At 73.0% G+C, this 26,755-nt stretch carries 20 protein-coding genes and 1 pseudogene; 17 read left to right on the top strand and 4 right to left on the bottom strand.

Annotated features, from left to right (window positions below):
• Nucleotides 1-188 precede the first annotated feature (188 nt).
• On the bottom strand, nt 189-2,012 hold the full coding sequence (locus tag ACGF5U_RS18140; RefSeq protein ID WP_392715788.1) for an AMP-dependent synthetase/ligase: 1,824 nt from the start codon (nt 2,010-2,012) through the stop codon (nt 189-191).
• A gap of 343 nt (nt 2,013-2,355) precedes the next feature.
• Entirely contained in the window at nt 2,356-3,228 is an 873-nt protein-coding gene (locus ACGF5U_RS18135) for a LysR substrate-binding domain-containing protein (RefSeq protein ID WP_392715845.1), read from the bottom strand.
• Nucleotides 3,229-3,671: 443 nt separating this feature from the next.
• Here ACGF5U_RS18135 and ACGF5U_RS18130 point away from each other — a divergent pair, with 443 nt between their 5' ends.
• Both ACGF5U_RS18130 and ACGF5U_RS18125 read left to right on the top strand, forming a co-directional pair.
• Entirely contained in the window at nt 3,672-4,712 is a 1,041-nt protein-coding gene (locus ACGF5U_RS18130) for a bile acid:sodium symporter family protein (protein WP_392715790.1), read from the top strand.
• Between the two features lie 140 nt (nt 4,713-4,852).
• Nucleotides 4,853-5,245, top strand: a complete 393-nt coding sequence (locus ACGF5U_RS18125) for a (2Fe-2S) ferredoxin domain-containing protein (protein WP_392715792.1) — start codon at nt 4,853-4,855, stop codon at nt 5,243-5,245.
• Between the two features lie 109 nt (nt 5,246-5,354).
• Here ACGF5U_RS18125 and fdhD read toward each other — a convergent pair whose 3' ends face one another.
• A complete protein-coding gene (gene fdhD / locus ACGF5U_RS18120) occupies nt 5,355-6,200 on the bottom strand; it encodes a formate dehydrogenase accessory sulfurtransferase FdhD (RefSeq protein ID WP_392715794.1) in 846 nt (281 codons plus the stop codon).
• A 335-nt stretch (nt 6,201-6,535) separates the two neighbouring features.
• Between fdhD and ACGF5U_RS18115 the strand changes: the two genes are divergently transcribed.
• The 15 genes from ACGF5U_RS18115 (at nt 6,536) to ACGF5U_RS18045 (ending at nt 26,663) form a co-directional block, all read left to right on the top strand.
• Nucleotides 6,536-7,483 carry a beta-ketoacyl-ACP synthase III gene (locus ACGF5U_RS18115; protein ID WP_392715796.1) on the top strand — a complete coding sequence of 316 codons (948 nt, stop codon included), beginning with the start codon at nt 6,536-6,538 and terminating at the stop codon, nt 7,481-7,483.
• Between the two features lie 249 nt (nt 7,484-7,732).
• On the top strand, nt 7,733-8,914 hold the full coding sequence (locus ACGF5U_RS18110) for an ROK family protein (protein WP_392715798.1): 1,182 nt from the start codon (nt 7,733-7,735) through the stop codon (nt 8,912-8,914).
• A gap of 225 nt (nt 8,915-9,139) precedes the next feature.
• Nucleotides 9,140-10,699: a sugar ABC transporter ATP-binding protein gene (locus ACGF5U_RS18105; RefSeq protein ID WP_392715800.1), complete on the top strand. Its 1,560-nt coding sequence runs from the start codon at nt 9,140-9,142 to the stop codon at nt 10,697-10,699.
• Entirely contained in the window at nt 10,696-11,697 is a 1,002-nt protein-coding gene (locus ACGF5U_RS18100) for an ABC transporter permease (protein ID WP_392715802.1), read from the top strand. The genes ACGF5U_RS18105 and ACGF5U_RS18100 overlap by 4 nt, the downstream gene beginning before the upstream one ends.
• A gap of 65 nt (nt 11,698-11,762) precedes the next feature.
• A complete protein-coding gene (locus tag ACGF5U_RS18095; RefSeq protein WP_392715804.1) occupies nt 11,763-12,800 on the top strand; it encodes a substrate-binding domain-containing protein in 1,038 nt (345 codons plus the stop codon).
• A 46-nt stretch (nt 12,801-12,846) separates the two neighbouring features.
• Nucleotides 12,847-14,052, top strand: a complete 1,206-nt coding sequence (locus tag ACGF5U_RS18090) for a Gfo/Idh/MocA family protein (RefSeq protein WP_392715806.1) — start codon at nt 12,847-12,849, stop codon at nt 14,050-14,052.
• Between the two features lie 10 nt (nt 14,053-14,062).
• A complete protein-coding gene (locus tag ACGF5U_RS18085; RefSeq protein ID WP_392715808.1) occupies nt 14,063-15,067 on the top strand; it encodes a sugar phosphate isomerase/epimerase family protein in 1,005 nt (334 codons plus the stop codon).
• Nucleotides 15,068-15,520: 453 nt separating this feature from the next.
• Nucleotides 15,521-19,180 (top strand): ThuA domain-containing protein, encoded by a 3,660-nt coding sequence (locus tag ACGF5U_RS18080; RefSeq protein ID WP_392715847.1) that lies wholly within the window; start codon nt 15,521-15,523, stop codon nt 19,178-19,180.
• A gap of 200 nt (nt 19,181-19,380) precedes the next feature.
• The gene (locus ACGF5U_RS18075; protein ID WP_392715810.1) at nt 19,381-20,496 is read left to right on the top strand and encodes an inositol-3-phosphate synthase; all 1,116 of its coding nucleotides are present in this window, start codon (nt 19,381-19,383) and stop codon (nt 20,494-20,496) included.
• Nucleotides 20,493-21,446 (top strand): SCO3242 family prenyltransferase, encoded by a 954-nt coding sequence (locus ACGF5U_RS18070; RefSeq protein WP_392715812.1) that lies wholly within the window; start codon nt 20,493-20,495, stop codon nt 21,444-21,446. The genes ACGF5U_RS18075 and ACGF5U_RS18070 overlap by 4 nt, the downstream gene beginning before the upstream one ends.
• Nucleotides 21,443-22,552, top strand: a complete 1,110-nt coding sequence (locus tag ACGF5U_RS18065; protein ID WP_392715814.1) for a sugar phosphate isomerase/epimerase family protein — start codon at nt 21,443-21,445, stop codon at nt 22,550-22,552. Before ACGF5U_RS18070 ends, ACGF5U_RS18065 begins: the two co-directional genes overlap by 4 nt.
• The gene (locus tag ACGF5U_RS18060; protein WP_392715815.1) at nt 22,546-23,217 is read left to right on the top strand and encodes an EboA domain-containing protein; all 672 of its coding nucleotides are present in this window, start codon (nt 22,546-22,548) and stop codon (nt 23,215-23,217) included. The genes ACGF5U_RS18065 and ACGF5U_RS18060 overlap by 7 nt, the downstream gene beginning before the upstream one ends.
• Nucleotides 23,217-24,065 carry a TatD family hydrolase gene (locus ACGF5U_RS18055; RefSeq protein WP_392715817.1) on the top strand — a complete coding sequence of 283 codons (849 nt, stop codon included), beginning with the start codon at nt 23,217-23,219 and terminating at the stop codon, nt 24,063-24,065. The genes ACGF5U_RS18060 and ACGF5U_RS18055 overlap by 1 nt, the downstream gene beginning before the upstream one ends.
• Before the next feature lie 13 nt (nt 24,066-24,078).
• On the top strand, nt 24,079-25,248 hold the full coding sequence (gene eboE / locus ACGF5U_RS18050) for a metabolite traffic protein EboE (protein ID WP_392715819.1): 1,170 nt from the start codon (nt 24,079-24,081) through the stop codon (nt 25,246-25,248).
• Nucleotides 25,245-26,663, top strand: coding sequence for an alkaline phosphatase family protein (locus ACGF5U_RS18045; protein ID WP_392715821.1), 1,419 nt, complete (start codon nt 25,245-25,247; stop codon nt 26,661-26,663). Before eboE ends, ACGF5U_RS18045 begins: the two co-directional genes overlap by 4 nt.
• Nucleotides 26,664-26,669: 6 nt before the next feature.
• On the opposite strand, the pseudogene ACGF5U_RS18040 reads toward ACGF5U_RS18045, so the two are convergent.
• Nucleotides 26,670-26,755, bottom strand: a pseudogene (locus tag ACGF5U_RS18040) (IS5/IS1182 family transposase); the annotation flags it as partial.

Below are 26,755 nucleotides of genomic sequence, written 5' to 3'. Positions count from 1 at the left end.
GCAAGCCTGCGGCCTGTCGGCCCGCGTCTCGCAAGCCTGCGTCCTGCCGGCCCGCGTCCTGCCCCGCCCGCGTCCGCTGGCGGACTGTGCGGCGATGAACACCCACCGTAGCCCCCGCCCCCGCGCCGGCGCGACCGGACCGCTCGCCCGCGCGTCCGGCGGGTACACGGCACGGCCCACCGCCGGTGTCACACGTACAGGGCCTCCACCTCCGCCGCGTACGCCACCTCGATCGCCCGGCGCTTCAGCTTCAGCGACGGGGTGAGCAGCCCGTGCTCCTCGCTGAACGGATGGGCCAGGATGCGGAACGTACGGATCGACTCCGCCTGCGACACCAGCGTGTTCGCGGCGACGACCGCCCGCCGGATCTCCTTCTCCAGCGCCGGGTCGCGGACGAGCTCGGCCGGCGGCAGCGGGGGCCGGTTCTGCATCGCCAGCCAGTGTTCCACCGCCTCCTGGTCCAGGGTCACCAGCGCCGCGATGTACGGGCGGTCGTTGCCGACGACGACGCACTGCGCCACCAGCGGGTGTGACCTGACCCGTTCCTCCAGGCCCGCGGGCGACACGCTCTTGCCGCTCGTCGTCACCAGGATCTCCTTCTTCCGCCCGGTGATCGTGAGGTATCCGTCCTCGTCCAGCGCGCCCAGGTCCCCGGTGGCCAGCCAGCCGTCCTTGAGCACGGCGTCGGTCGCGGCCGGGTTGTTGAGGTAGCCGGCGAACACGTTGCCGCCGTGCAGCCACACCTCTCCGTCGTCGGCGATGTGCACCGACGTGCCCGGGACGGGTCGGCCGACCGTCCCGTACCTGGTCCGCTCCGGAGGGTTCGCCGTGGCCGCCGACGACGACTCCGTCAGCCCGTACCCCTCGAAGATCGTGACACCCGCGCCCTCGAAGAACAGCCCGAGCCGCCGGTCCATGCCGGAGCCGCCGGACATCGCGTGGCGCACCCGCCCGCCCAGCGCGTCGCGCACCTTGCCGTACACGACCTTCTCGAAGAACTGGTGCTGCACCCGCAGCGCCGCCGACGGCCCGGGGCCCAGCCCGAACGCCTTGTGCTCCAGCGCCTCCGCGTACTTCACGGCCACCTCGACGGCCTTGTCGAACGGCCCGGCCCGCCCCTCCAGTTCGGCCTTGCGCCGCGCCGCCTGGAAGACCTTCTCGAAGATGTACGGCACCGCGAGGACGAACGTCGGCCGGAACGCCGCGAGGTCGGGCAGCAGGGCGCCCGCCGTCAGCACCGGCTGGTGGCCCAGCTTGACCCGTCCCCGTACGGCGGCGATCTCGACCATCCGGCCGAAGACATGGGCGAGCGGCAGGAAGAGCAGCGTCGACGCCTCGTCGCCGGGCCTGGAGTGGAACACCGGCTCCCAGCGCGCGGTCAGCGTGTCCGCCTCGAACATGAAGTTGGCGTGGGTGAGCACACACCCCTTGGGGCGTCCGGTGGTGCCCGACGTGTAGATCACCGTGGCGACGGACTCGGGGGTCACCGCCCGCCGGTGCCGCTGCACCACCTCGTCGTCGATGTGCGCGCCCGCCTCCACCAGTTCGGCGACCGCGCCCGTGTCGAGCTGCCACAGCCGTTTCAGCTGCGGAAGCCGGTCGATCACCGAACCGACCGTCATGGCGTGGTCCTCGTGTTCCACGAGGCACGCCGTCACCTCGGCGTCGTACAGCATCCAGTGGACCTGGTCGGCGGACGACGTCGGGTAGACCGGCACGGGCTGGGCGCCGACGGCCCAGAGCGCGAAGTCGAACAGCGTCCACTCGTAGCGGGTACGGGACATCAGCGCGACCCGGTCGCCGAACCGTACGCCCTGGGCGAGCAGCCCCTTGGCCAGCGCCAGCACCTCGTCCCGGAACTGCCGGGCGGTGACGTCCCCCCACCGCCCCGCCGCGTCCTTGCGCCCGAGCGCGATCCGGCCGGGATCGGCCAGGGCGTGGTCGAACACGGCGTCGGCGAGCCCGCCGACCGGGGGAGCCGTCGCCAGGGGTGGGACAGTCAACTCGCGCAAGGGCCTGCTCCTTGTGGCGCTCAGCACAGCGGAGGGTGACGGTACCCCACGGACAGTTCCGGCGGGAGGCTCTCGGCGGAGTCGGGGCACGGCGCATCGCCACAGGTCAGACCGTGCCTGCCTGGTGGTGGGGGAGGGGCGGTACGACCGCCTCACCGCGCCGCCGCCGTCAGGACGGCGAATCTCCACCGAATCTGTACGCGGTACACACGCGCGCGAGCCGGATTCGCGGGCCGGATACGCGGGCCGCGATCGTGTGCCCGATTCGCGTGCCGCGATCGTGCCGCGATCGTGCCGCGACGGCGTGCGCGGGGCGGCGGGTGCGACATCGCGTGTGCCGGAATCAGCCGCGGACGTCGCCGGCCGCCAGGACGGTTGCCGCCAGCGCGTCAGCGGCCTCCTTGGCGGGGCCGCGCGGGCTGCCGTGCAGCAGGACGAAATCCACGTCGCCCAACTCCGGCAGCCCCGCCCGGGCGGGTGCCGTGACCGGCGCCAGCCCGGGGGGAACCAGCCCCCGGGTATGGGCCATCACGCCGAGTCCCGCACGCGCGGCCGCGATCAGGCCGCTCAGGCTCGTGCTCGTGCACACGATCCGCCACGACCGGCCGTGCGCCTCCAGCACCTCCAGGGCACGGGCGCGGGTGATCCCCGGCGGCGGGAAGACGATCAACGGCACCGGCCGGTCCGGGTCCACGCGCAACCGGGGCGCGCCGATCCACGCCAGGGCGGAGCGCCGCACCAGCCGCCCGTGCGTCTCACCGCCGCGCCGCTTGGCCAGCACCAGATCCAGCCGGCCCGCCTCCAGCATCTCGTGCAGCGTCCCGGACAGCTCGACGGTCAGTTCGAGGTCCACCTCGGGGTGCTCGCGCCGGAACGACTCCAGGATCTCGGGCAGCCGGGTGAGGACGAAGTCCTCGGACACCCCGAACCGCAGCCGCCCCCGGGGCCGTCTGCCGGTGAAGAAGGCCGCCGCCCGTTCGTGGGCCGCCAGGATCGTGCGGGCGAAACCGAGCATCGCCTCGCCGTCCTCCGTCAGCTCCACGCTGTGGGTGTCCCGGCTGAACAGCCGGCGGCCGGTCGCCTCCTCCAGCCGCCGTACGTGCTGGCTCACCGTGGACTGGCGCAGCCCCAGCCGACGGGCCGCCTGGGTGAAGCTCAGCGTCTGCGCGACCGCGAGGAAGGTACGCAGCCGCACCGGGTCGTACCCCTCGTCCACGGCTCCCATGGAACCAGGCTATCGCGATGCGTGATGACAGTGAGAGCGGTGTACGGGGTTCTCGATCGCCGGCTGGCGGTGGACCATAGGCGGGGGGAACGCACACCCGTGCGACCGCAGGGGCTGCCCGTCTCCCGGCCGCCGACGAGCGCGTGCCGCCGCACGACGCCCCCGACCGCCGGACCTGGCGACCGACCGGCGCCACCGTATGACGCCCTCGACCGCCCGACCGCCCGACCGCCCGACCGCCCGACCGCCCGACCGCCCGATCGCCCGACCGCCCGACCGCCCGACCGGCTGGCCGCCGTATCGCCCCCGACCGCCCGACCGCCCGACCGGCTGCGCCACCGTATGACGCCCCCGACCGGCGCTCCCCACCGCAGGGGCGCCTGCCACCGCGGGGCGCCCCCCCCGACCGTACGAGAACGACCGCAGATGAGCACATGAGCCGCCTTCGCCCGCCCCGCCCGCGCCCGCCCTTCCGGGTGCCGGTCGATCCGTTCGTCCTCGCGCTCCTCGCGACCGTGGGCCTCGCGGCCCTCCTGCCCGCGTCCGGACGTGCGGCCGACGCGGCCGGCGGCGCCTCCACCGGGGCGATCGCCCTGCTGTTCCTCCTCTACGGCGCACGGCTGTCCACCCGCGACGCCCTGGACGGGCTGAGGCACTGGCGGCTCCACACGACCGTGCTGGCCTGCACGTTCCTGCTGTTCCCGCTGCTCGGGCTGGCCGCGCGCGGTCTCGCGCCGTGGCTGCTGACCCCGCAGCTCGCCACCGGTCTGCTCTTCTGCTGCCTGGTCCCCTCGACCGTCCAGTCGTCGATCGCCTTCACGTCCATCGCACGGGGCAACGTGCCGGCCGCGATCTGCGCCGGGTCGTTCTCCAGCCTCGCCGGGATCGTCCTCACCCCGTTGCTCGCGGCGCTGCTGATCGGCGGCGGCACGGGCGGGTTCTCCGCCGACGCGCTGCTGCGGATCGTCGCGCAGCTCCTGGTGCCGTTCCTGGCGGGTCAGCTGCTGCGGCGCTGGATCGCCGGGTTCGTCGCGCGGCACCGGACGGTGCTCGGCAGGGTGGACCGGGGCTCGATCCTGCTCGTCGTCTACACCGCGTTCAGCGAGGGCATGGTGACGGGCGTCTGGCACCGGGTGACGCCCGCCAGGCTGGCCGCGCTGCTCGCCGTCGAGGCGGTGCTGCTCGCCGTGATGCTCGCGCTGACCTGGTACGGAGCCGGGCGGCTCGGCTTCGGACGGGAGGACCGGATCGCGATCCAGTTCGCCGGGTCGAAGAAGAGCCTGGCGGCCGGGCTGCCGATGGCGAGCGTGCTGTTCGGGGCGCAGGCGTCGCTCGCCGTGCTGCCGCTGATGCTCTTCCACCAGATGCAGCTGATGGTCTGCGCGGTGATCGCGCGGCGCCGCGCGAAGGACCCGGTGCCGGACGCGGCCGTACCCGCCGCACTCGCCCCGAACGGGGAGCCCACCCGGCGCTGAAGCACCGTCGACCACGGCCGGGCGGTGCCCCGTGGCGGGAACCGGCCCCCGCCGCACCACCATGATCATCACGGTGGGTACCGTGACCTCATGCCCGCATTCGACGCCCGTCGCCCTGCCCCCGTCCCGGGCGGCGCCCGGTGACCCGTACCTGGATACGCCCCGGAGCAAGCCGCCCCTGCTCCCTCGTCGTCTGCCGGGGCTGCTGCTGCGGCGACGCCCGTAAACATCCCGGCACCGACCACGCGGGACAGCTGGAGCGGCTACGGGCGGCGGCCGCGGCGTCCGGCGGCCGGCTCGCCGTCCGGACCAGCGACTGCCTCGGCCCGTGCGGCCAGGCCAACGTCGTGGTGGTCCAGCCTTCCACGGAAGCCAGGCGGCGGGGCGCGCGCGCCGCCTGGATCGGCTTCGCCCTCGACGACGACTGCCTGGACGACATCCTGGCCTGGGCGGAGGCGGGCGGCCCCGGACTCGCCGAGCCACCGGCGACCCTCGCGCTCCAGATGATCGACCCGCCACGGCCCGGGGCCTGACGGGTCGGGTCCCCCTGGGCGGGCGCCGCGAGGGGGATCGGGCCCCCCCGGCGGGCTCGCCAGGGGATCGGATCGCCCCCCCCGGGCGGGCTCCGCCAGGGCGGTCGGGTCACCGCCGTGCGGGCTCCGCCAGGGCGATACGGTGCTCGCCCGCGTACAGGTTCATGTCGCTGCCCCGCAGGAAGCCCACCAGGGTCAGCCCGGTCTCCAGCGCCAGGTCCACCGCGAGCGACGACGGCGCCGAGACCGCGGCGAGCATCGGGATGCCCGCCATCACGGCCTTCTGCCCCAGCTCGAACGAGGCCCGGCCCGACACCAGCAGTACCGCACGGTCCAGCGGCAGCAGGTCCTCCCGCAGCGCACGCCCCACCAACTTGTCCACGGCATTGTGGCGGCCCACGTCCTCCCGTACGTCCAGCAGGTCGCCGGCCTCCGAGAACAGCGCGGCCGCGTGCAGGCCGCCCGTGCGGTCGAACACCCGCTGCGACGCCCGCAGCCGGTCCGGCAGTCCGGCCAGCACCGCCGGGTCGACGCGCAGCGGGGGAGTGTCCGCGAGCGGGAAACGGGCGGTCGTCCGCACGGCGTCCAGGCTGGCCTTGCCGCACAGCCCGCACGACGACGTCGTGTACACGTTCCGCTCCAGGGTGATGTCCGGGACGGGCACACCGGCCGCGAGCTGGACGTCCACCACGTTGTACGTGTTCGTGCCGTCGTCCTCCGCCCCGGCGCAGTACACGATGTTCCGCACGTCGGCCGCCGATCCGAGGACGCCCTCGCTGACGAGGAAGCCCGCCGCGAGCGCGAAGTCGTCCCCAGGCGTACGCATCGTGATCGCGAGGGGGCGGCCGTTCAGCCGGATCTCCAGCGGCTCCTCGGCGACGAGCGTGTCGGGGCGGGCGACGACGGCCCCGTCCCGGATGCGGATGACGCGGCGGCGCTCGGTGACCCGACCCATGTCTCACCAGTCCCGGTTGTGAACGGCTGGAACGTGCTGGAGGCGAAGACGGTCCACCGGGGTTCCGGCCGACGACCTCGAGATCCCATTGTCCTGCACGGGACGTCCGCCCGTGGAGCCCTTGCCCCACCGGACGATGTTGCGGACTCTCCAAGCGGCGGCGACTAATCCTGTCGGATCACGTGACCGGTTACCCGCCAGTCGCTGACGAGACTGGACAGCTCCTGCACACCGCACGACACAGCAAGCCGGCAGTACTCAGCCGTATCCAGTCGAATCACGCTGAATCACGCCGAACCAAGCCGAACCAAGCCGAATCAAGGGGGGTCCCGGGCATGACGGGCACTCGTATCGCCGCGCTCGGGCACTACCAGCCCGCCAAGGTGCTGACCAACGACGACCTCGCGGCCCTGGTCGACACCAGCGACGAGTGGATCCGCAGCCGGGTCGGCATCAGGACCCGGCACGTGGCGGGCCCGGACGAGACCGTGGACGACATGGCCGCCCGCGCCGGAGCCAAGGCCCTCGCCTCGGCCGGACTCGACCCCACCGACATCGACCTCGTCCTCGTGGCCACCTCCACCGCGATCGACCGGTCCCCGAACACCGCCGCCCGCGTGGCCGCCCGACTCGGCATGAGGGCACCGGCCACCATGGACCTCAACGTGGTCTGCGCGGGCTTCACCCACGCGCTGGCCACCGCCGACCACACCGTACGGGCCGGCTCGGCGACCCGGGCGCTGGTCATCGGCGCCGACAAGATGACCGAGATCACCGACTGGACCGACCGCACCACCTGCGTCCTCGTGGGTGACGGCGCCGGTGCCGCCGTCGTGGAGGCCACCGCACCCGGCGACACCCCCGGCATCGGCCCCGTCCTGTGGGGTTCCGTCCCCGAGATGGGCCACGCCGTACGGATCGAGGGCACCCCGCCGCGCTTCGCCCAGGAGGGCCAGGCCGTCTACCGCTGGGCCACCACGCAGCTCCCGCCGATCGCGCGGCGAATCTGCGAGCGGGCGGGACTCGCCCCCGAGGACCTCGCCGCGGTCGTCCTGCACCAGGCCAACCTGCGCATCATCGAGCCGGTCGCCCAACGCATCGGTGCCGTCAACGCGGTGATCGCCCGCGATGTGACCGAGTCGGGCAACACCTCCGCAGCCTCGATCCCGATGGCGCTGTCCAAACTGGTGGAACGAGGAGACGTCGCCCCGGGCGCGCCCGCACTGCTCTTCGGCTTCGGCGGCAACCTGTCGTACGCGGGCCAGATCGTCCGCTGCCCCTGAGCAACACCCCCGCACCCACACCTCCCACCCCCACCCCCACCCCACATCCCGGTTCACACCTCCCACCCACACCTCCACCACCGGACGTGCCCAACTCCCTTTGTCCTGGGTGTGGAGAAAGTCGGCATGGATTGCCGCGCAACTTCTTCCCCCCGCGGTAAAGCGCTGCTACGTTCCCCTCGAAAGCCGACGGGTGCACGCCCGCCGGACGGACACGGCCACGAAGGCGGGGAGGGGCGCGTGAGACGTATGACGGCTCGACCCGCCAACGCGCACCAGGCGCGGCTCCTGCGGCTGCTGCGTGACGGCGGACCGTACTCCCGGGCCGAACTCGGCGACCGCGTCGACCTCTCCCGCTCCAAACTCGCGGTCGAGGTGGACCGGCTCCTGGAGACGGGGCTCGTCGTCGCGGACGGGCTCGCCGCCTCACGCGGCGGGCGCCGCTCGCACAACATCCGCCTCGCGCCCGAACTCCGCCTCCTCGGCGTCGACATCGGCGCCACCTCGGTCGACGTCGCCGTCACCAACGCCGAGTTGGAGGTACTCGGCCACCTCAACCACCCCATGGACGTACGTGAAGGGCCCGTCGCGGTCTTCGAGCAGGTGCTGTCCATGGCGGCGAAGCTGCGCGCCTCCGGACTCGCGGAGGGCTTCGACGGCGCCGGCATCGGCGTCCCCGGACCCGTCCGCTTCCCCGAAGGCGTACCGGTCGCGCCGCCGATCATGCCGGGCTGGGACGGTTTCCCCGTCCGCGAGGCGCTCAGCCAGGAACTCGGCTGCCCCGTCATGGTCGACAACGACGTGAACCTGATGGCGATGGGGGAGCAGCACGCGGGCGTGGCCCGCTCCGCGAGCGACTTCCTCTGCGTCAAGATCGGCACCGGCATCGGCTGCGGCATCGTCGTCGGCGGCGAGGTCTACCGCGGGACGACGGGCAGCGCCGGCGACATCGGCCACATCCAGGTCGTCCCGGACGGCCGCCCCTGCCCCTGCGGCAACAGCGGCTGCCTGGAAGCACACTTCAGCGGTGCCGCGCTCGCCCGCGACGCCGAGGACGCGGCACGCGGCGGCCGCTCGGAGGAGCTGGCCCGGCGGCTGGACGCGGCCGGCCGGCTCACCGCCGTCGATGTCGCCGCGGGCGCGGCGGCCGGCGACCCGACGTCGCTCGAACTGATCCGGGCCGGCGGCAACCACGTCGGCCAGGTCATCGCGGGTCTCGTCAGCTTCTTCAACCCGGGCCTGGTGGTGATCGGGGGCGGTGTGACCGGCCTCGGCCACAACCTCCTCGCCAGCGTCCGGACCCAGGTCTACCGGAAGTCCCTGCCGCTCGCGACGGGCAACCTGCCCATCGTGCTCGGCGAGCTGGGGGCGGCCGCCGGGGTCATCGGCGCCGCCCGCCTGATCAGCGACCACCTGTTCTCGCCGGCCTGACCGACGGCCGACGGCCCGACCTCCGACCGAACAGCGCCGCCCGCCCGCACGCCCCCGCACGCAACCCCCGCGCAGGCCCGGTCGCACCCGCGTGTGCACCCCCGTACCGCCACCATCGGTCGGCCGCGCCCGCTCACCCGTCGTTCCGCCCTGCCCGCTCACCCGGCCTTCCCCGTTCTCCGCCTCGCCGGAGCGGGGGAGACCCATGCGCCGAGGGAGTCCGTCATGGCACCACCCCCCGCACCACCACCCCCCGCACCACCACCACTCGCGCCGCCGCTCCTCACCATGACCGGCATCACCAAGTCGTTCCCTGGCGTACGCGCCCTCGACGGCGTCGACCTGGAGGTACGCCCCGGCGAGGTGCACTGCCTCCTCGGCCAGAACGGCGCCGGGAAATCCACCCTCATCAAGGTGCTCGCGGGCGCCCACCAGCCCGACGGCGGCGAGATCACCTGGCGGGGCCAGCGGGTCTCCCTCACCTCACCGAGCGCCGCCATGCGCCTGGGCATCGCCACCATCTACCAGGAACTCGACCTGGTGGAGGGCCTGTCGGTCGCCGAGAACGTCTTCCTCGGCCACGAGCCGACCACGGCCGGCTTCGTCGTCCGCGGCGGGGCCGCGCGTACCGCGACCGCCGCGCTGCTCCACCGGCTGGGACACCCGGAGATCGACCCGGCCCGGACGGTCGGCGCACTCTCCGCCGCCCAGCGGCAGATCGTCTCCATGGCCCGAGCGCTCTCCCACGACGTACGCCTCATCGTCATGGACGAGCCGTCCGCCGCGCTCGACCCCGACGAGGTCGACAACCTCTTCCGGATCGTCTCCGGCCTCACCGCCGACGGCGTCGCCGTCATCCACATCTCCCACCGGCTGGAGGAGATCCGGCGCATCGGCGACCGAGTGACCGTACTGAAGGACGGGCGGGCCGTCGCCCGGGGGCTGCCCGCGAAGGCCACCCCGACGAGCGACATCGTCGCCATGATGACCGGCCGGAACGTCGCGTACGCCTTCCCGGAACGCCCGGTGCGGGACGGACAGGGCGCTGTGCCGCCCGTGCTGACGGTGGAAGGGCTCACGCGCGCGGGCGAGTTCGCGCCCTTCGACCTGGAGGTCCGGCCCGGCGAGATCGTCGGACTCGCCGGTCTCGTCGGCTCCGGCCGCTCGGAGATCCTGGAGACCGTCTTCGGGGCCCGCAGACCGACGGCGGGCCGCGTCCTCGTCGACGGGACACCGCTGCGGCCGGGCAGCGTCCGGTCCGCCGTCCGCGCCGGGCTCGGCCTGGCACCGGAAGAGCGCAAGGCACAGGGCCTGCTCCTGCTCGAATCGGTCACCCGCAACGTCTCCGTGTCGTCCCTGGCCCGGTTCTCGCGCGCCGGCTGGCTGGACCGCTCCGCCGAGCGGGACGCCGCCCGCCGGGCCACCCGCGCACTGTCCCTGCGCCCCGACGAACCCGACGCCGCCGTCCGCACCCTCTCCGGCGGCAACCAGCAGAAGGCCGTCCTGGCCCGCTGGCTGCTGCGCGGCTGCCGGGTCCTGCTCCTGGACGAGCCGACCCGCGGCGTCGACGTCGGCGCCCGCGCCGAGCTGTACGCCGTGATCCGGCGGCTCGCCGACGGCGGGCTCGCCGTCCTGCTCGTCTCCAGCGAGGTTCCCGAAGTGCTGGGCCTCGCCGACCGGGTGCTGGTGCTCCGGGAGGGGACCGTCGTGCACACGGCGCCCGCCGCAGAGCTGGACGAGCACCGCGTACTCGACCTCGTGATGGAAGGGAGCCCGACGCCATGACGCCGGTCAGCGCCACACCACGACGAAGGGCCCCCGGCCCGCGGCTCGGCTTCCTGGCCGACGTCCGCAATCTGTCCCTCCTCGGGGTCCTCGCCGTCCTGATCGTCGTCGGCGGCATCACCAGGCCGGACCAGTTCCTCGACACCGCCAACCTCCAACTCGTCCTGACACAGGCGTCGGTCATCGGAGTCGTCACCGTCGGGATGACCTTCGTCATCACCAGCGGGGGCATCGACCTGTCGGTCGGGGCGATCGTCGCCCTGGCGTCGGTGTGGGCGACGACCGTCGCCACACAGGAGTACGGCTTCACCGGCATCCTCTTCACCGCGGTCGTCGTCGGCCTGGGCTGCGGCCTCGTCAACGGCCTCCTCATCGCGTACGGCGGGATGGTGCCGTTCATCGCCACCCTCGCCATGCTCGCGTCGGCGCGGGGACTCGCCCTCCAGATCACCGACGGCCGCACCCAGATCGTGACGGTGCCGTCGGTGCTCGACCTGGGCGTGCCCGAGGCGTACGTCCTCGGTGTGCCGCCGCTCGTGCTGGTGTTCGCCGCCGTCACGGTCGTCGGCTGGCTGCTGCTGAACCGTACGACCTTCGGCCGCCGGACCGTCGCCGTCGGCGGCAACGCGGAGGCGGCGCGGCTCGCCGGGATCGACGTCCGCCGCCAGCGCCTCTACCTGTATCTGCTGTCCGGTCTGTGCTGCGGCATCGCGGCGTTCCTGCTGATCGTGCTGGCCGGCTCCGGTCAGAACACCAACGGCAACCTGTACGAACTCGACGCGATCGCCGCGGCCATCATCGGCGGGACGCTGCTGAGCGGCGGACGCGGCACGATCGTCGGTTCGGTACTCGGGGTGCTGGTCTTCAGCACCATCACCAACATCTTCGCCCTCAACAACCTCCAGAGCGACGTCCAGCAGATCGCCAAGGGCGCGATCATCGTCGCCGCCGTGCTCGTCCAGCGCCGCACCGCCCGCGATGCCACCACAGGCACCTGATCCTCACCACCCCGTCCGATCCGCCCCTCCCCGATCCGCCTCACACCGAAGGGGGCATCACCGCCATGCCAGAAACCAGCCGCAGAGGGCTGCTGTTCGGCACCGCAGCCGTCTCCGCGGGCGCCCTGCTCACCGCCTGCACCAGCAACGAACCCCAGAACTCCGCCGTCGCGACGGACCGGGCCCCCGCCGCCGACGACAAGCCCGGGAAACCCGTCACCATCGGCTTCGCCGGACCGCAGGCCGACCACGGCTGGCTGAACGCCATCAACCAGAACGCCGAGGAACGCGCGAAGAAGTACGGCGACGTCACCCTGGAGATCACCGAGGGCTCCAATGACACCGCCGCCCAGATCGGCCAGATCCAGACCCTGATCAACAAGAAGGTCGACGTCCTGGTGATCCTGCCCGCCGACGGCAAGGCGCTGACCCAGGTCGGCCTCCAGGCGATGAGAGCGGGCATCCCCGTCGTCAACCTGGACCGGATCTTCGCCTCCCCGCAGGCGTACCGCTGCTGGATCGGCGGCGACAACTACGGCATGGGCCTCAACGCGGGCCGGTACATCGGCGAACAGCTCAAGGACAAGCCGGACGCGACCGTCGTGGAACTCGCCGGACTCGACAACCTTGAGCTGACCAGGCAGCGCACCCAGGGTTTCGACGACGCCCTCGAGAACTACCCCAACATCAGGAAGGTGGCGCGGCAGGCGGCCGAGTTCACCGTCGAGTCGGGGCAGGCGAAGACGGCCCAGCTGCTCCAGGCCCAGCAGCGATTCGACGCGCTCTGGAACCACGACGACGACCAGGGGGTCGGCGCGCTCCGCGCGATCCGGCAGGCCGGGCGCGACGACTTCCTGATGGTGGGCGGCGCGGGCGCCAAGTCGGCCATGGAGGCCATCAAGGCCGACGACAGCGTGCTGAAGGCCACCGTGCTGTACCCGCCGACCATGGCCGCCTCCGCGATCGACCTGGCGCGGGCCCTCGGCCAGAAGAAGGGCGTCAGCGGGATGTCGGAGCTGGAGATCCCGGCATCGATCACCTTGTACTCGGCCGTGGTGACCAAGGACAACGTCGACGACTACCTGCCGACGGGCTTCAGCTGACCCGGGCCGCCCGCCCCCACCGAGCAACCGACGAGGAGGAACCCGTATGGCCCGGAAGGAACGGACGGACACCCAGGCATCGCCGCCCACCATCGGCATCGGCATGATCGGATACGCGTTCATGGGCGCCGCCCACTCGCAGGGCTGGCGCACCGCCGGCCGGGTCTTCGACCTGCCGCTGCGGCCCGAGCTCGCCGCGATCTGCGGCCGCGACGCCGACGCCGTGCGGGCCGCCGCCGACCGGCACGGCTGGGCCGCCGCCGAGACCGACTGGCGGGACCTCGTGGCCCGCGACGACGTGCGGCTGGTGGACATCTGCACCCCGGGCGACAGCCATGCGGAGATCGCCGTCGCCGCGCTGGAGGCGGGCAAACACGTCCTGTGCGAGAAACCCCTCGCCAACAGCGTCACCGAGGCCGAGGCGATGGCCGACGCGGCTGCCAGGGCACGCGGACGCGGCCAGATCGCCATGGTGGGCTTCAACTACCGGCGCGTGCCCGCCGTGGCGTACGCACGGCGGCTCGTCGCCGACGGGCGGCTCGGCGCGCTGCGCCACGTACGCGTGACCTACCTCCAGGACTGGCTGGTCGACCCCGACTTCCCGCTGACCTGGCGGCTGGAGCGGGAACACGCGGGATCCGGTGCCCTCGGCGACCTCGGCGCGCACATCGTGGACCTCGCGCAGTACCTGGCGGGGGAGCCGCTGGTGGGCGTGTCGGCACTCGCCGAGACCTTCGTACGGGAGCGGCCGCTGCTCGCCGGTGCGTCCGCCGGGCTGTCGGCGGCCGGAGGCACCGGGCGCGGGCAGGTGACCGTGGACGACGCGACCGTGTTCACCGGGCGCCTCGCCTCGGGCGCGCTCGCCTCGTTCGAGGCGACCCGCATGGCGGCGGGCCGCAAGAACGCGCTGCGCCTCGAGATCAACGGCGAGCGCGGTTCGCTCGCCTTCGACCTCGAACGGCTCAACGAGCTGTCGTTCCACGACCACACCGAACCCGCCGCGTCGGCCGGGTTCCGGCGGATCCTCGTGACCGAGCCGGAGCATCCGTACCTGGAGGCATGGTGGCCGCCCGGTCACGCCCTCGGCTACGAGCACACCTTCGCCCACCAGGCTCGCGACCTGGTGCACGCGATCGCGTCGGGCACCGACCCCGCCCCGTCGTTCGCGGACGGGCTCCAGGTGCAGCGGGTGCTGGCGGCGGTCGCCGAGAGCGCGGAGAAGAACGCCGTCTACACCCCCGTACCCCGGTAGGAGGCCCCTGATGTCACGACCCTTCACCCTCTTCACCGGACAGTGGGCGGACCTGCCGCTGGAGGAGGTCTGCCGGCTCGCCCGCGACTTCGGTTACGACGGCCTGGAACTCGCCTGCTGGGGCGACCACTTCGAGGTGGACAAGGCGCTGGCCGACCCGTCGTACCTGGACCGGCGCCGGGCGTTGCTCGACAGGTACGGCCTGCGGTGCTGGGCCGTCTCCAACCATCTCGTCGGCCAGGCCGTCTGCGACCATCCCATCGACGAACGCCACCGGGCCATCGTGCCCGCCAGGATCTGGGGCGACGGCGACCCCGAGGGCGTACGGCGGCGGGCGGCGCGCGAACTGGCGGACACCGCGCGGGCGGCCGCCGCCTTCGGCGTACGGACCGTCGTCGGCTTCACCGGTTCGTCCATCTGGCATCTGGTGGCGATGTTCCCGCCGGTCCCGGAGCGGATGATCGCGCGCGGCTACGAGGACTTCGCCGAGCGCTGGAACCCGATCCTGGACGTCTTCGACGCGGAGGGCGTGCGCTTCGCCCACGAGGTGCACCCGAGCGAGATCGCCTACGACTACTGGACGACCGCGCGGGCGCTGGAGGCCGTGGACCGGCGGCCCGCCTTCGGGCTGAACTTCGACCCGTCCCACTTCGTGTGGCAGGACCTCGATCCGGTCGGATTCCTCTACGACTTCCGGGACCGGATCTACCACGTGGACTGCAAGGAGGCGCGCAAGCGGCTCGACGGCCGCAACGGCCGGCTGGGCTCGCACCTGCCCTGGGGCGACCCCAGGCGCGGATGGGACTTCGTGTCGGCAGGGCACGGCGACGTGCCGTGGGAGGACGTGTTCCGGATGCTGCGGTCCATCGGCTACGACGGGCCCGTCTCGGTGGAGTGGGAGGACGCCGGGATGGACCGGCTGACGGGCGCGCCGGAGGCCCTCGCCACGCTGAGGCGGTACGACTTCGATCCGCCGGCCGCGTCGTTCGACGCCGCGTTCGGGGGCGCCGAGTAGGCCGTCCGTACGACCGGGTGGCCGACGCCACCCGGCGGTCCGGCCTGCCCGCGCACCGCTTTGTCCTGCGTGGGGAAGAAGTTCGACTCCACTGCCGCGCAAGGGGTTTCCGGACAGGACGAACCTCGCTACCGTCTTTGAGGTGTACAGGACACAGGTCTGGACCTGAGTGCTCCCGCGGTTCCGGACCGGCACTCCCGCGCCCCTCGCGCATCCGCACCACCGCACACACGCACCTCCGCGCACCACCCCCCACCGCACCCCCGCACCACGACCAGCGTGACGGCGCACGCCGGTCCCCGGACAACCCGGCGCGGCCCCGCGGCCGCCCGCCTACGGCAACCCCGCCCGTACAACCGGCCCACCGGCCACCTCCGGAGGACACCCGTGCACACACCACGTCCCAGACACCGGCCACGGTCCCGCAGAACACTCGCCCTCCTCACCGGCGGCATGCTCGCCCTCACCACCCTCGGCATCGGCGCCCCGCAGGGCACGGCCGCACCGGCACCCGAGAACGGGGCCCGGACCGCCACCGACACCACCGCCGAGGAGTTCCAGCAGGTCACCCTCGCGAAGGGCGCCGAGGAGGTCGGCGAACCCATGTCGCTGGCCGTGCTGCCCGACCGCAGCGTCCTGCACACCTCCCGCAACGGCGAACTCCGCCGTACCGACGCGGCCGGCAACACCGCCGTCGTCGGCACCGTCCCGGTCTACTCCCACGACGAGGAAGGGCTCCAAGGCATCGCCCTGGACCCGGACTTCGCCGACAACCGGGCCGTCTACCTCTACTACGCGCCCCCGCTCGACACCCCGCCAGGCGACGCGCCCAGCGACGGCACCGCCGCCGACTTCGCCCCGTACGACGGGGTCAACCGGCTCTCCCGGTTCGTCCTCCGTGCCGACTTCACCCTCGACGACACCAGCGAGAAGAAGGTCATCGACATCCCCGCCACCCGGGGCATCTGCTGTCACGTCGGCGGCGACATCGACTTCGACGCCCAGGGCAACCTGTACCTGTCGACCGGCGACGACTCCAACCCGTTCGCCTCCGACGGCTTCACCCCGATCGACGAGCGCCCCGGCCGCAACCCCGCGTACGACGCCCGCCGCACCTCAGGCAACACCAACGACCTGCGCGGCAAGATCCTCCGCATCAAGGTCGCCGCCGACGGCTCCTACACGGTCCCCGAAGGCAACCTCTTCGCGCCCGGCACCCCGAAGACCCGGCCCGAGATCTACGCCATGGGCTTCCGAAACCCCTTCCGCTTCAGCGTCGACCGGACAACGGGCGTGCTGTACGTCGGCGACTACGGGCCCGACGCCGGTGCGGCCGACCCCGGGCGCGGCCCGGCCGGACAGGTCGAGTTCGCCCGCGTGACCAAGCCCGGCAACTTCGGCTGGCCGTTCTGCGTCGGCGACAACGCCCCGTACGTCGACTACGACTTCGCCACCAAGGTGTCGGGATCCGCCTTCGACTGCGCGGCACCCAGGAACGAATCACCGCACAACACCGGACTGGTCGACCTGCCGCCCGCCGAACCGGCCTGGATCCCCTACGACGGCGGATCCCTGCCGGAGTTCGGCACCGGCTCCGAGTCGCCCATGGGGGGCCCGGTCTACCGGTACGACGCCGCCAACCCGTCCCCGCTGAAGTTCCCCGAGGCATACGACGGCGACTTCTTCGCCGGTGAGTTCGGCCGCCGCTGGATCAAGCGGATCGACCACGACACGGAAGGCACCGGAGCCGTCCGCTCCATCAACCCCGTGCCCTGGACCGGCACCCAGGTGATGGACATGGCGTTCGGACCCGACGGGGCCCTGTACGTCCTCGACTACGGCACGGCCTGGTTCGGCGGCGACCACAACTCCGGCCTCTACCGCATCGAGAACGCCACCGGCGGCCGCTCACCGGTCGCCGAAGCGGCCGCGAACCGCACCTCCGGACAGGCACCCCTGCGCGTCGCCTTCTCCTCCGCCGGCACCACCGACGGCGACGGCGACCCCCTCACGTACAGCTGGGACTTCGGCGACGGCACCCGCTCCACCACCGCCAACCCCACGCACACCTACCGCACCAACGGCACCTACACGGCCACCGTCACCGCCACCGACCCCACCGGCCGCACCGGCTCCGCCAGTGTCCGCGTCGTCGTCGGGAACACCGCGCCCAAGGTGACCCTCGACCTCCCCGCCGACGGCACCCTCTTCACCTTCGGCGACGACATCCCCTTCAAGGTCACCGTCACCGACCCCGAGGACCGCACGATCGACTGCGCCAAGGTCCGCGTCACCTACATCCTCGGCCATGACAGCCACGGCCACCCGATCACCTCCGCCACCGGCTGCACCGGCACCATCAAGACGTCCGCCGACGGGGGCCACGACCCCAACGCCGACATCTTCGGCGTCCTCGACGCCGAGTACACCGACGGCGGAGGCGGCGGCCAGGCCCCGCTCACCGGCCACGACCAGGCACAGCTCCAGCCGCGCCACCGGCAGGCCGAACACTTCACCGCCTCGTCCGGGATCACCCTCTACGACAAGGCCACCGCACACGGCGGCAAGACCGTCGGCGACATCCACGACGGCGACTGGATCTCCTTCACCCCGTACCGCCTCACCGGCGCCCGCACCCTCACCGCCCGGATCTCCTCCGCCGGCGCCGGAGGCACACTGGAGGTACGGACCGGGGCCCCGAACGGCACACTCCTCGGATCCACCCCCGTACCCGTGACCGGCGGCTGGGAGACCTTCCAGCACGTCGACGTACCCCTGACCTCGGCACCCCGGAGGACCACCGCGCTCTTCCTGGTCTTCAAGGGCGGAACGGGAGCGCTGTACGACGTGGACGACTTCGAGATCACCGACACCCCGGCCGACCGGGACGCCAGACGGGTCCTCGTCTTCTCGAAGACCGCCGGATACCGCCACGACTCCATCCCGGCCGGCATCGCCGCGCTGAGGGAACTCGGCGCGAGCAGCGCCATCACCGTCGACGCCACCGAGGACGCCGGCCAGTTCACCGCGGCCAACCTCGCCCGCTACGACGCCGTCGTCTTCCTCTCCACCACGGGTGACGTCCTCAACGCCGAACAACAGCGCGCCTTCGAGGACTACGTCGCCGCGGGCGGCGGATACGCCGGCGTCCACGCGGCCGCCGACACCGAATACGACTGGGAGTTCTACGGCGGACTCGTCGGCGCCTACTTCGCCTCGCACCCGCAGATCCAGCCGGCCACGGTACGCGTCGAGGACCACACGCATCCGGCCACCGCCCACCTCGACGCGGCCTGGACCCGCACCGACGAGTGGTACAACTACCGCACCAACCCGCGCCGCCAGGCCCGCGTCCTCGCCACCCTGGACGAGACCACCTACCAGGGCGGCACGATGAACGGCGACCACCCCATCGCCTGGTGCCAGACCTACCGGGGCGGCCGCGCCTTCTACACCGGCGGCGGCCACACCGCGCAGTCCTACGCCGAGCCCGCGTTCCGGCAGCACCTCCTCGGCGGACTGCGTTACGCCACCGGACAGGTAACGGCCGACTGCTCCCCGCGCACCGGATACCGCCAGATCTTCAACGGCGAGACCCTGGAGGGCTGGAAGCAGGCCGGGCCGGGCAGATTCGACGTCGTCGACGGCGAACTCCGCTCGGAGGGTGGCATGGGACTCCTCTGGTACCAGGCCGAGGAACTGTCGTCGTACTCCCTCACACTCGACTGGAAGCTGAGGGGCGACGACAACTCCGGCGTCTTCATCGGTTTCCCCCCGTCCGACGACCCCTGGTCGGCGGTGCACAACGGCTACGAGATCCAGATCGACGCGACCGACACCCCCGACCGTACGACGGGAGCCGTCTACGGCTTCCGGTCCGCCGACATCGCCGCACGCGACCGGGCCCTGCGGCCGCCGGGCCAGTGGAACACCTTCGAGATCAAGGTCGAGGGAGAACGCGTACGGGTCTACCTCAACGGCGTACGGATCAACGACTTCACCAACACGGACCCGGCCCGCAGCCTCAGGAACGGCCACATCGGCATCCAGAACCACGGACCCGACGACCAGGTCTCGTTCCGCGACATCCGGCTCAAGGAACTGCCCACGTAACACCGGCAACCGCGCCGCTGCCGCCACGGTGACCGCGAGTGCCGCCGGTGCCGCCGCGGCGGGGGCGCGGGCCGCCGGGGCCCGTACCGGGCCGCCGCGCCGACTCCGGCCGGGCGGCGCCCCCCAGGACGGCGGCGGGCGGGGAGGCGCCGTACCCCCGCCCGCCGTCCCACGACGACCCACCACCAGGGAGGCCGACCATGCGCGCTGAACGTCCTGTCGGGGTCTGGCTGATCGGAGCACGTGGCTCCGTCGCCACCACCACGGTCACCGGCTGGGCGGCCGTCGCAGCCGGACTGCACCCGCCGACGGGCATGGTCACCGAGACACCGCCCTTCGCCGACTGCAGGCTCACGCCCCTGCCGTCACTGGTCTTCGGCGGGCACGACACGGCGACGTGCCCGCTCCCCAAACGCGCCGAACAGCTCACGGCCGCCGGCGTCATCCCGCACGGCCTGGCCGCCGCCGTCCGGGAGGAGCTCGCCGCCGTCGACAAGGAGATCCGCACCGGCGGCCCCCTCCCCGACGACACCCGCACGGACGAGGAACTGATCTCCGCCCACACCTCCGACCTCCGCGACTTCCTGGCGAGAAACCGCCTCGACCGAGCCGTCGTCGTGAACGTCGCCTCCACCGAACCGACGCCACCGGCGGGGGACCGGCTCCCGCCCAGCTCGCTGTATGCCGCCGCCGCACTCCGGGCGGGCTGCCCCTACGTCAACTTCACCCCCTCCACCGGGCTGCGCGCCGCCGCCCTCGCCGACACCGTCGCCGCCTGCCGGCTGCCCCACGCCGGCCGGGACGGCAAGACCGGACAGACCCTGCTCCGCTCCGTACTCGCCCCGATGTTCGTCCAACGCGCCCTGCCCGTCAGGGCCTGGTCCGGAACCAACCTGCTGGGCGGCGGGGACGGGGCCGCCCTCGCCGACCCCGCGGCGGCCGCGGCGAAGAACGCGGGCAAGGAACGCGTCCTCGCCGACACCCTGGGACACCTCCCCGAGGGCGAGGTCCACATCGACGACGTCCCCGCGCTCGGCGACTGGAAGACCGCCTGGGACCACATCGCCTTCGACGGCTTCCTCGGCTCCCGCATGATCCTCCAGACCATCTGGCAGGGCTGCGACTCGGCCCTCGCCGCACCCCTGGTCCTCGACCTGGCCCGGCTCGTCGCCCGCGCCCACGAAGCCGGCCTCACCGGGCCGCTGCCCCAACTCGGCTTCTACTTCAAGGACCCCGACGACGGCGCCCCGGCCGCCCTCCCGGAGCAGTACGCCGCGCTGCTCACCCTCGCTGCCCGGCTGCGGGACCACCGATGAACGCCACGAGCGCGGGGCGCGGGCCGCGCGCCTGGGCCGAACTCCTCCGCGTCTCCGCCGCGCTCACCGTGCCCGGCGACGCACTCGCGGGCGCGACGGCCGCCGGACTGCGGCCCGACCGGAACACCGCGCTCGCCATCGGCGCCTCGCTCTGCCTGTACGAGGCGGGCATGGCCCTCAACGACTGGGCCGACCGCGACGAGGACGCCGCCGACCGCCCGCACCGCCCCCTGCCCTCCGGCCGGATCACACCCCGCGCCGCCCTCACCGCGTCGGCGGCGCTCACCGCCACGGGCCTCGCCCTGGCGGCCCGCGCCGGCCGCGCGCCCCTCACCGTCGCCGGAGCCCTGGCCACTGCGGTCTGGGCCTACGACCTGGGCCTGAAACACACCCGAGCGGCCCCCGCCACGATGGCCACGGCCCGCGCCCTGAACCTCCTGCTCGGCGCCGCGGCCACCGGGCGGCACGTCCCACCGGGCGGCAGGAGGACGCCGAGCCCTGCCACGGGGCGGACACGGCTGGCGGCCGTGCCGTCGGCGGTCCTGCTCGGCGCGCACACCTACGCGGTCACCGCGGTGTCGCGGCACGAGGCCCGGGGCGGCTCCTGGGCAGCACCGCTCGCCGCGCTGGCGGCCACAGCGGCCCTCGCCGCCCTCGCCGCCACCCCCACCGCCCGCCGACCGGCGCCGGCGTCCGCCGCGAGCCCGGCCCGCCTCACCACCGTCGCCCTCGCCGCGAGCTACGTCCGCACCGCTGCCGTCCCCCTCCTGCACGCCGCGCTCAACCCGTCACCTCCCCTCACGCAGCGCGCCGTCGGCGGCGGTATCCGCGCCCTGATCCCGCTCCAGGCCACCCTCGCCGCCCGCAGCGGCGCACCCGGCACCGGGCTGGCCGTCCTGGCCCTCGCCCCGCTCGCCCGCACCCTCGCCCGGAAGGTCAGCCCCACATGAGCACGGAGCACGGCACACCCGCGCGGCCGACCGGCCCGACAACCTCCTCCTCCCGCTCCGCTCTCCGGCTCGGCTATGGCACCAACGGCCTGACCGACCTCCGTCTCGACGACGCTCTCGCTCTCCTCGCCGACCTCGGTTACGACGGTGTCGGGCTCACCCTCGACCACATGCACCTGGACCCGCTCGCCCCCGACCTGGCCGCGCGCACCGGCCGGGTCGCCCGACGCCTGGACGAGCTGGGCCTCGCCGTCACCGTCGAGACCGGCGCCCGCTATGTCCTCGACCCGCGCCGCAAGCACGGTCCGTCCCTGCTCGACCCGGACCCGGACGCGCGGGCCGTCCGCACCCGCTTCCTCGTCCGTGCCGTTCGGATCGCCGCCGACCTCGGCGCCCACGCGGTGCACTGCTTCACCGGCCGGCACCCCGACGGCCCGCCGCCCACCGTCGTACGCGGCACGGGCACAGGACCCGGTACCGCCGGCCTGATCGGCACCGGCACAGACCCCGGGGCTGGGCCCCGCAGCACCGGCCCGATCGCCACCACCACCGGACCCGGCCACGGACCCGGCCACGGGCCCGGCACCGGCACCGGGTGGCAGAGCCAGCCCGACACGGACACCGCCTGGAAGCGGCTCGAAGCCTCACTCACCCCCGTTCTGGAGGCGGCCGCCGCCATGGGCGTCCCCCTCGCCGTCGAACCCGAACCCGGTCATCTCCTCGCCACCCTCGACGACTTCCACCACCTCCGCCGACTCCTCGGCGACCCCGAACCACTCGGGCTCACCCTCGACATCGGCCACTGCCAGTGCCTCGAACCGGCACCGCCCGCCGACTGTGTACGGGACGCCGCGCCGTGGCTGCGCCATGTCCAGATCGAGGACATGCGCCGAGGCGTCCATGAACACCTTCCGTTCGGCGACGGTGAGGTCGACTTCCCGCCGGTGCTCCAGGCCCTCGCCGCCACCGGCTACCAGGGGCTGACGGTGGTCGAGCTGCCCCGCCATTCCCACGCGGGACCCGAACTGGCCCGCCGCTCACTCGACTTCCTCCGCACCCACCTCCCCGCTCACCGTCCCGCCACGGACGGGGCTTCCGCATGCTGACCTCCCTTGCCCGACTCGAAGAGGACCTCGACGCGACCGCCCGTGGCTGGCTCCACCGGGCGCTCGCCGAGGCCGACCACGCCGGTCCAGCCACCGCCACGACCGCCACGACCGGCGCCTCCTCCGCCGCCACGACCGCCGCCACCGGCGCCTCCTCCTCCGCCGCGACACCGGCCCCATGGGAGCTGCGGTTCGCCTCGGCCGGCCGCCACTGCGGCCACGAGCACGCCGATGCCGTACGCGTCCTCCTGCTCCGTACCGCCCGCGCCGACACGGGCACGCTCCACCGCCTCTACCGGCAGGGCGCCGCCGCCGAGCGCCGCGCCGTACTCCTCGCCCTCCCCTCCCTCGTACCGGGCCCGGACGCGCTGCCCCTGGTCGAGGACGCCCTGCGCACCCACGACGCCCGGCTGCTCGCGGCGGCCGTCGGACCGTATGCCGCCACCCATCTCCCTCCCCATGCCTGGCGCCACGCCGTCCTCAAGTGCCTGTTCACCGGTGTGCCCCTCGACGCCGTCGCCGAGCTGCCCCGCCGCGCCCGTGCCGACGCCGAGCTGGCCAGGATGCTCGTGGACCACGCCGACGAGCGGGCCGCCGCCGGCCGGCCCGTACCCGCCGACCTCCACCGCGCTCTGGCGTACACCGTCCCCCTGGAGGAGTCCTGATGCGCATCTTCGACCCGCACATCCATATGACCTCCCGGACCACGGACGACTACGAGGCGATGTACCGGTCCGGTGTCCGCGCGCTGGTCGAACCGTCCTTCTGGCTCGGCCAGCCCCGCACGTCGCCCGGCTCCTTCTTCGACTACTTCGACGCGCTGCTCGGCTGGGAGCCCTTCCGGGCCGCCCAGCACGGCATCGCCCACCACTGCGCGATCGCCCTCAACCCCAAGGAGGCGAACGACCCCCGCTGCACCCCCGTTCTGGACGCCCTGCCCCGCTATCTCGTCAAGGACTCCGTCGTCGCCGTCGGTGAGATCGGCTACGACTCCATGACGCCCGCCGAGGACACCGCACTCGCCGCACAACTCCAGCTGGCCGCCGATCACGGCCTGCCCGCCCTCGTCCACACCCCGCACCGCGACAAGCTCGCCGGCCTGCGCCGCACCGTCGACGTGGTCCGCGCGTCAGCCCTGCCGCTGGAACGCGTCCTGCTCGACCACCTCAACGAGACGACCGTGAAGGAGGCCGCCGACAGCGGCGCCTGGCTCGGCTTCTCCGTCTACCCCGACACGAAGATGGACGAGGAACGCATGGTCGCGATCCTCAGGGCCCACGGCACCGAGAGGATCCTCGTCAACTCGGCCGCGGACTGGGGCCGCAGCGACCCCCTCAAGACACGCGGGGTGGGCGACGCCATGCTCGCCGCCGGGTTCACCGACGACGACGTCGACCAGGTCCTGTGGCGCAACCCCGTCGCCTTCTACGGCCTCAGCGGCCGCCTCCAGCTCGACCTCCTCTCCCCAGGCGCCCTCCACGAGGGCAACTCCATCCTGCGCGGCGGGGAATGAGAGGAGCCCGGCCATGCGCTTCCGCCACCCCGACGGCTCCACCGTCCACCTCGCCTACTGCACCAACGTCCACCCCGCGGAGACCCTCGACGGCGTCCTCGCCCAGCTCCGCGACCACTGCGAACCCGTCCGCAGGCGCCTCGGTCGCGACCGTCTCGGCATCGGGCTCTGGCTCGCACGGGCCGCCGCACAGTCCCTGACCGCCGACCCGGCCGCGCTGCGCACCCTGCGCGGCGAACTCGACCGGCGCGGCCTCGAAGTGGTCACCCTCAACGGCTTCCCCTACGAGGGCTTCGGCGCCGACGAGGTCAAGTACCGCGTGTACCAGCCCGACTGGACCCGGCCGGAACGGCTCGACCACACCACCGAACTGGCGCGTCTCCTCGCCGCACTCCTCCCCGACGACGTCATCGACGGCTCCGTCTCCACGCTGCCGCTCGCCTGGCGTACCGCCTTCCGGACCCCCGCCGCCGACTCCGCGCACACCGCGCTCGTCGCCCTCGCCGAGCGCCTGGACGCCCTGCGGGAACTCACCGGCAAGTCCCTACGGGTCGCCCTCGAACCGGAACCCGGCTGCGTCATCGAGACGACCACCGACGCGATCGCCCCGCTCACCGCCGTGTCGAGTCCACGTATCGGCCTCTGCCTGGACACCTGCCACCTCGCCACCTCCTTCGAAGATCCACGAACAGCGCTGGACGCACTGGACGCGGCCGGTGTGACCGTGCCCAAGGCCCAGCTGTCCGCCGCGCTCCACGCCGAACATCCGCACCTTCCGGAGGTCCGAGCAGCCCTCGCCGCCTTCGCCGAACCCCGCTTCCTCCACCAGACCCGCACCCGCACCCCGGCCGGGCTGCGCGGCACCGACGATCTCACCGAAGCCCTCCACGGCAACGCCCTCCCCGACACCGCGCCCTGGCGCTCCCACTTCCACGTCCCCCTGCACGCGCCCCCGGCACCACCCCTCACCTCGACCCTTCCGGTCCTGAAGGACACCCTGGCCCTGCTCGTCGGCGGCCCGGCCCCGCGCACCCACCACCTCGAAGTCGAGACCTACACCTGGCAGGCGCTCCCGCCCGAGCTGCGTCCCCGGACCCGCGCCCGGCTCGCCGACGGCATCGCCGCGGAACTCGGCCTCGCCCGCGACCTCCTCACCGACCTCGGCCTCAAGGAACTGCCATGAGCGCCCCCGTACCACCCACTCCCCTGCGACCGACACCTGTGCGACCGACTCCGCTCCTCGTCATCGATGTCGTCGGTCTCACCCCCCGTCTGCTCGCCCACATGCCGCACCTGGGGAACCTCGCCCGCACCGGCTCACACGCCCCGCTCGGCACCGTCCTGCCGGCCGTGACCTGTGCCGCCCAGTCCACCTTCCTCACCGGAACCCTCCCCTCCGAACACGGCGTCGTCGGCAACGGCTGGTACTTCCGCGAACTCGGCGACGTCCTGCTGTGGCGCCAGAACAACGGACTCGTCTCCGGCGACAGGCTCTGGGACGCTGCACGCCGCGTCCACCCCGGCTACACCGTCGCCAACGTCTGCTGGTGGTACGCCATGGGCGCCGACACCGACATCACCGTCACACCCCGCCCCGTCTACTACGCCGACGGCCGCAAGGAACCCGACTGCTACACACGCCCACCCGCCCTCCACGACGAACTCACCGAGAAATGCGGCACCTTCCCCCTCTTCCACTTCTGGGGCCCGGGCGCCGACCTCGTGTCGAGCCGGTGGATCGTGGACGCCACCCGCCACATCATCGACACCCGCCACCCCGACCTCGCCCTCTGCTACCTCCCGCACCTCGACTACGACCTCCAGCGCTACGGCCCCGACGATCCGCGTGCCCACCGAGCCGCCCGCGACCTCGACGCGACCATGGCGCCGCTGCTGGAGGACGCCCGGTCGGAGGGGCGCACCGTCGTCGCCCTCTCCGAGTACGGCATCACCCCCGTCACCCGGCCCGTCGACATCAACCGGGCCCTGCGCCGCGCCGGTCTGCTCGACGTCCACGTCCAGGACGGCATGGAGTACCTGGATCCCATGGCCTCCCGGGCCTTCGCCGTCGCCGACCACCAGCTCGCCCACGTCTACGTCCGCCGGCCCGAGGACCTCGCGGTCACCCGTGACGTCCTCGCCGCGCTCCCCGGCGTCGAAAGGCTGCTGGACGACGAGGGCAAGAAGGCGCACGGCCTCGACCATCCCCGCTCGGGCGAGCTCGTCGCCATCGCGGAGCCGGAGGCATGGTTCACGTACTACTACTGGCTGGACGACGCACGCGCCCCCGACTTCGCGCAGCTCGTGGAGATCCACCGGAAGCCCGGCTACGACCCCGCCGAGCTGTTCATGGACCCCCTCGATCCCTATGTCCGGGTGAAGGCGGCCACGGCGGTCGCACGCAAGAAGCTCGGCATGCGCTACCGGCTCGCGGTCGTACCGCTCGACCCCTCGCCTATTCGCGGCAGCCATGGCCGCCTCCCCGAGAGCGAGGACACAGGTCCGCTCATCGTGTGCTCCACCCCCCGCGCCGTATCGGGCCATCTCGCGGCCACCGATGTGAAGTCGTTGCTGCTTCGACTCGCTGGACTCCACTGAGCTTCTTCAGCGTTGCAACTCCAGGGTGAGGACGGCCTTGGCGATTGACGTCATGCGGTTGGGGCTGCAGCGGGACCTGCGGAAGATCCGCC

The organism is Streptomyces sp. NPDC047886 (assembly GCF_043204435.1).
Classification (GTDB): Bacteria; Actinomycetota; Actinomycetes; order Streptomycetales; family Streptomycetaceae; genus Streptomyces.
The sequence above is the reverse complement of the archived record's forward strand: the minus strand, read 5'-3'. Positions and strand labels throughout refer to the sequence as shown.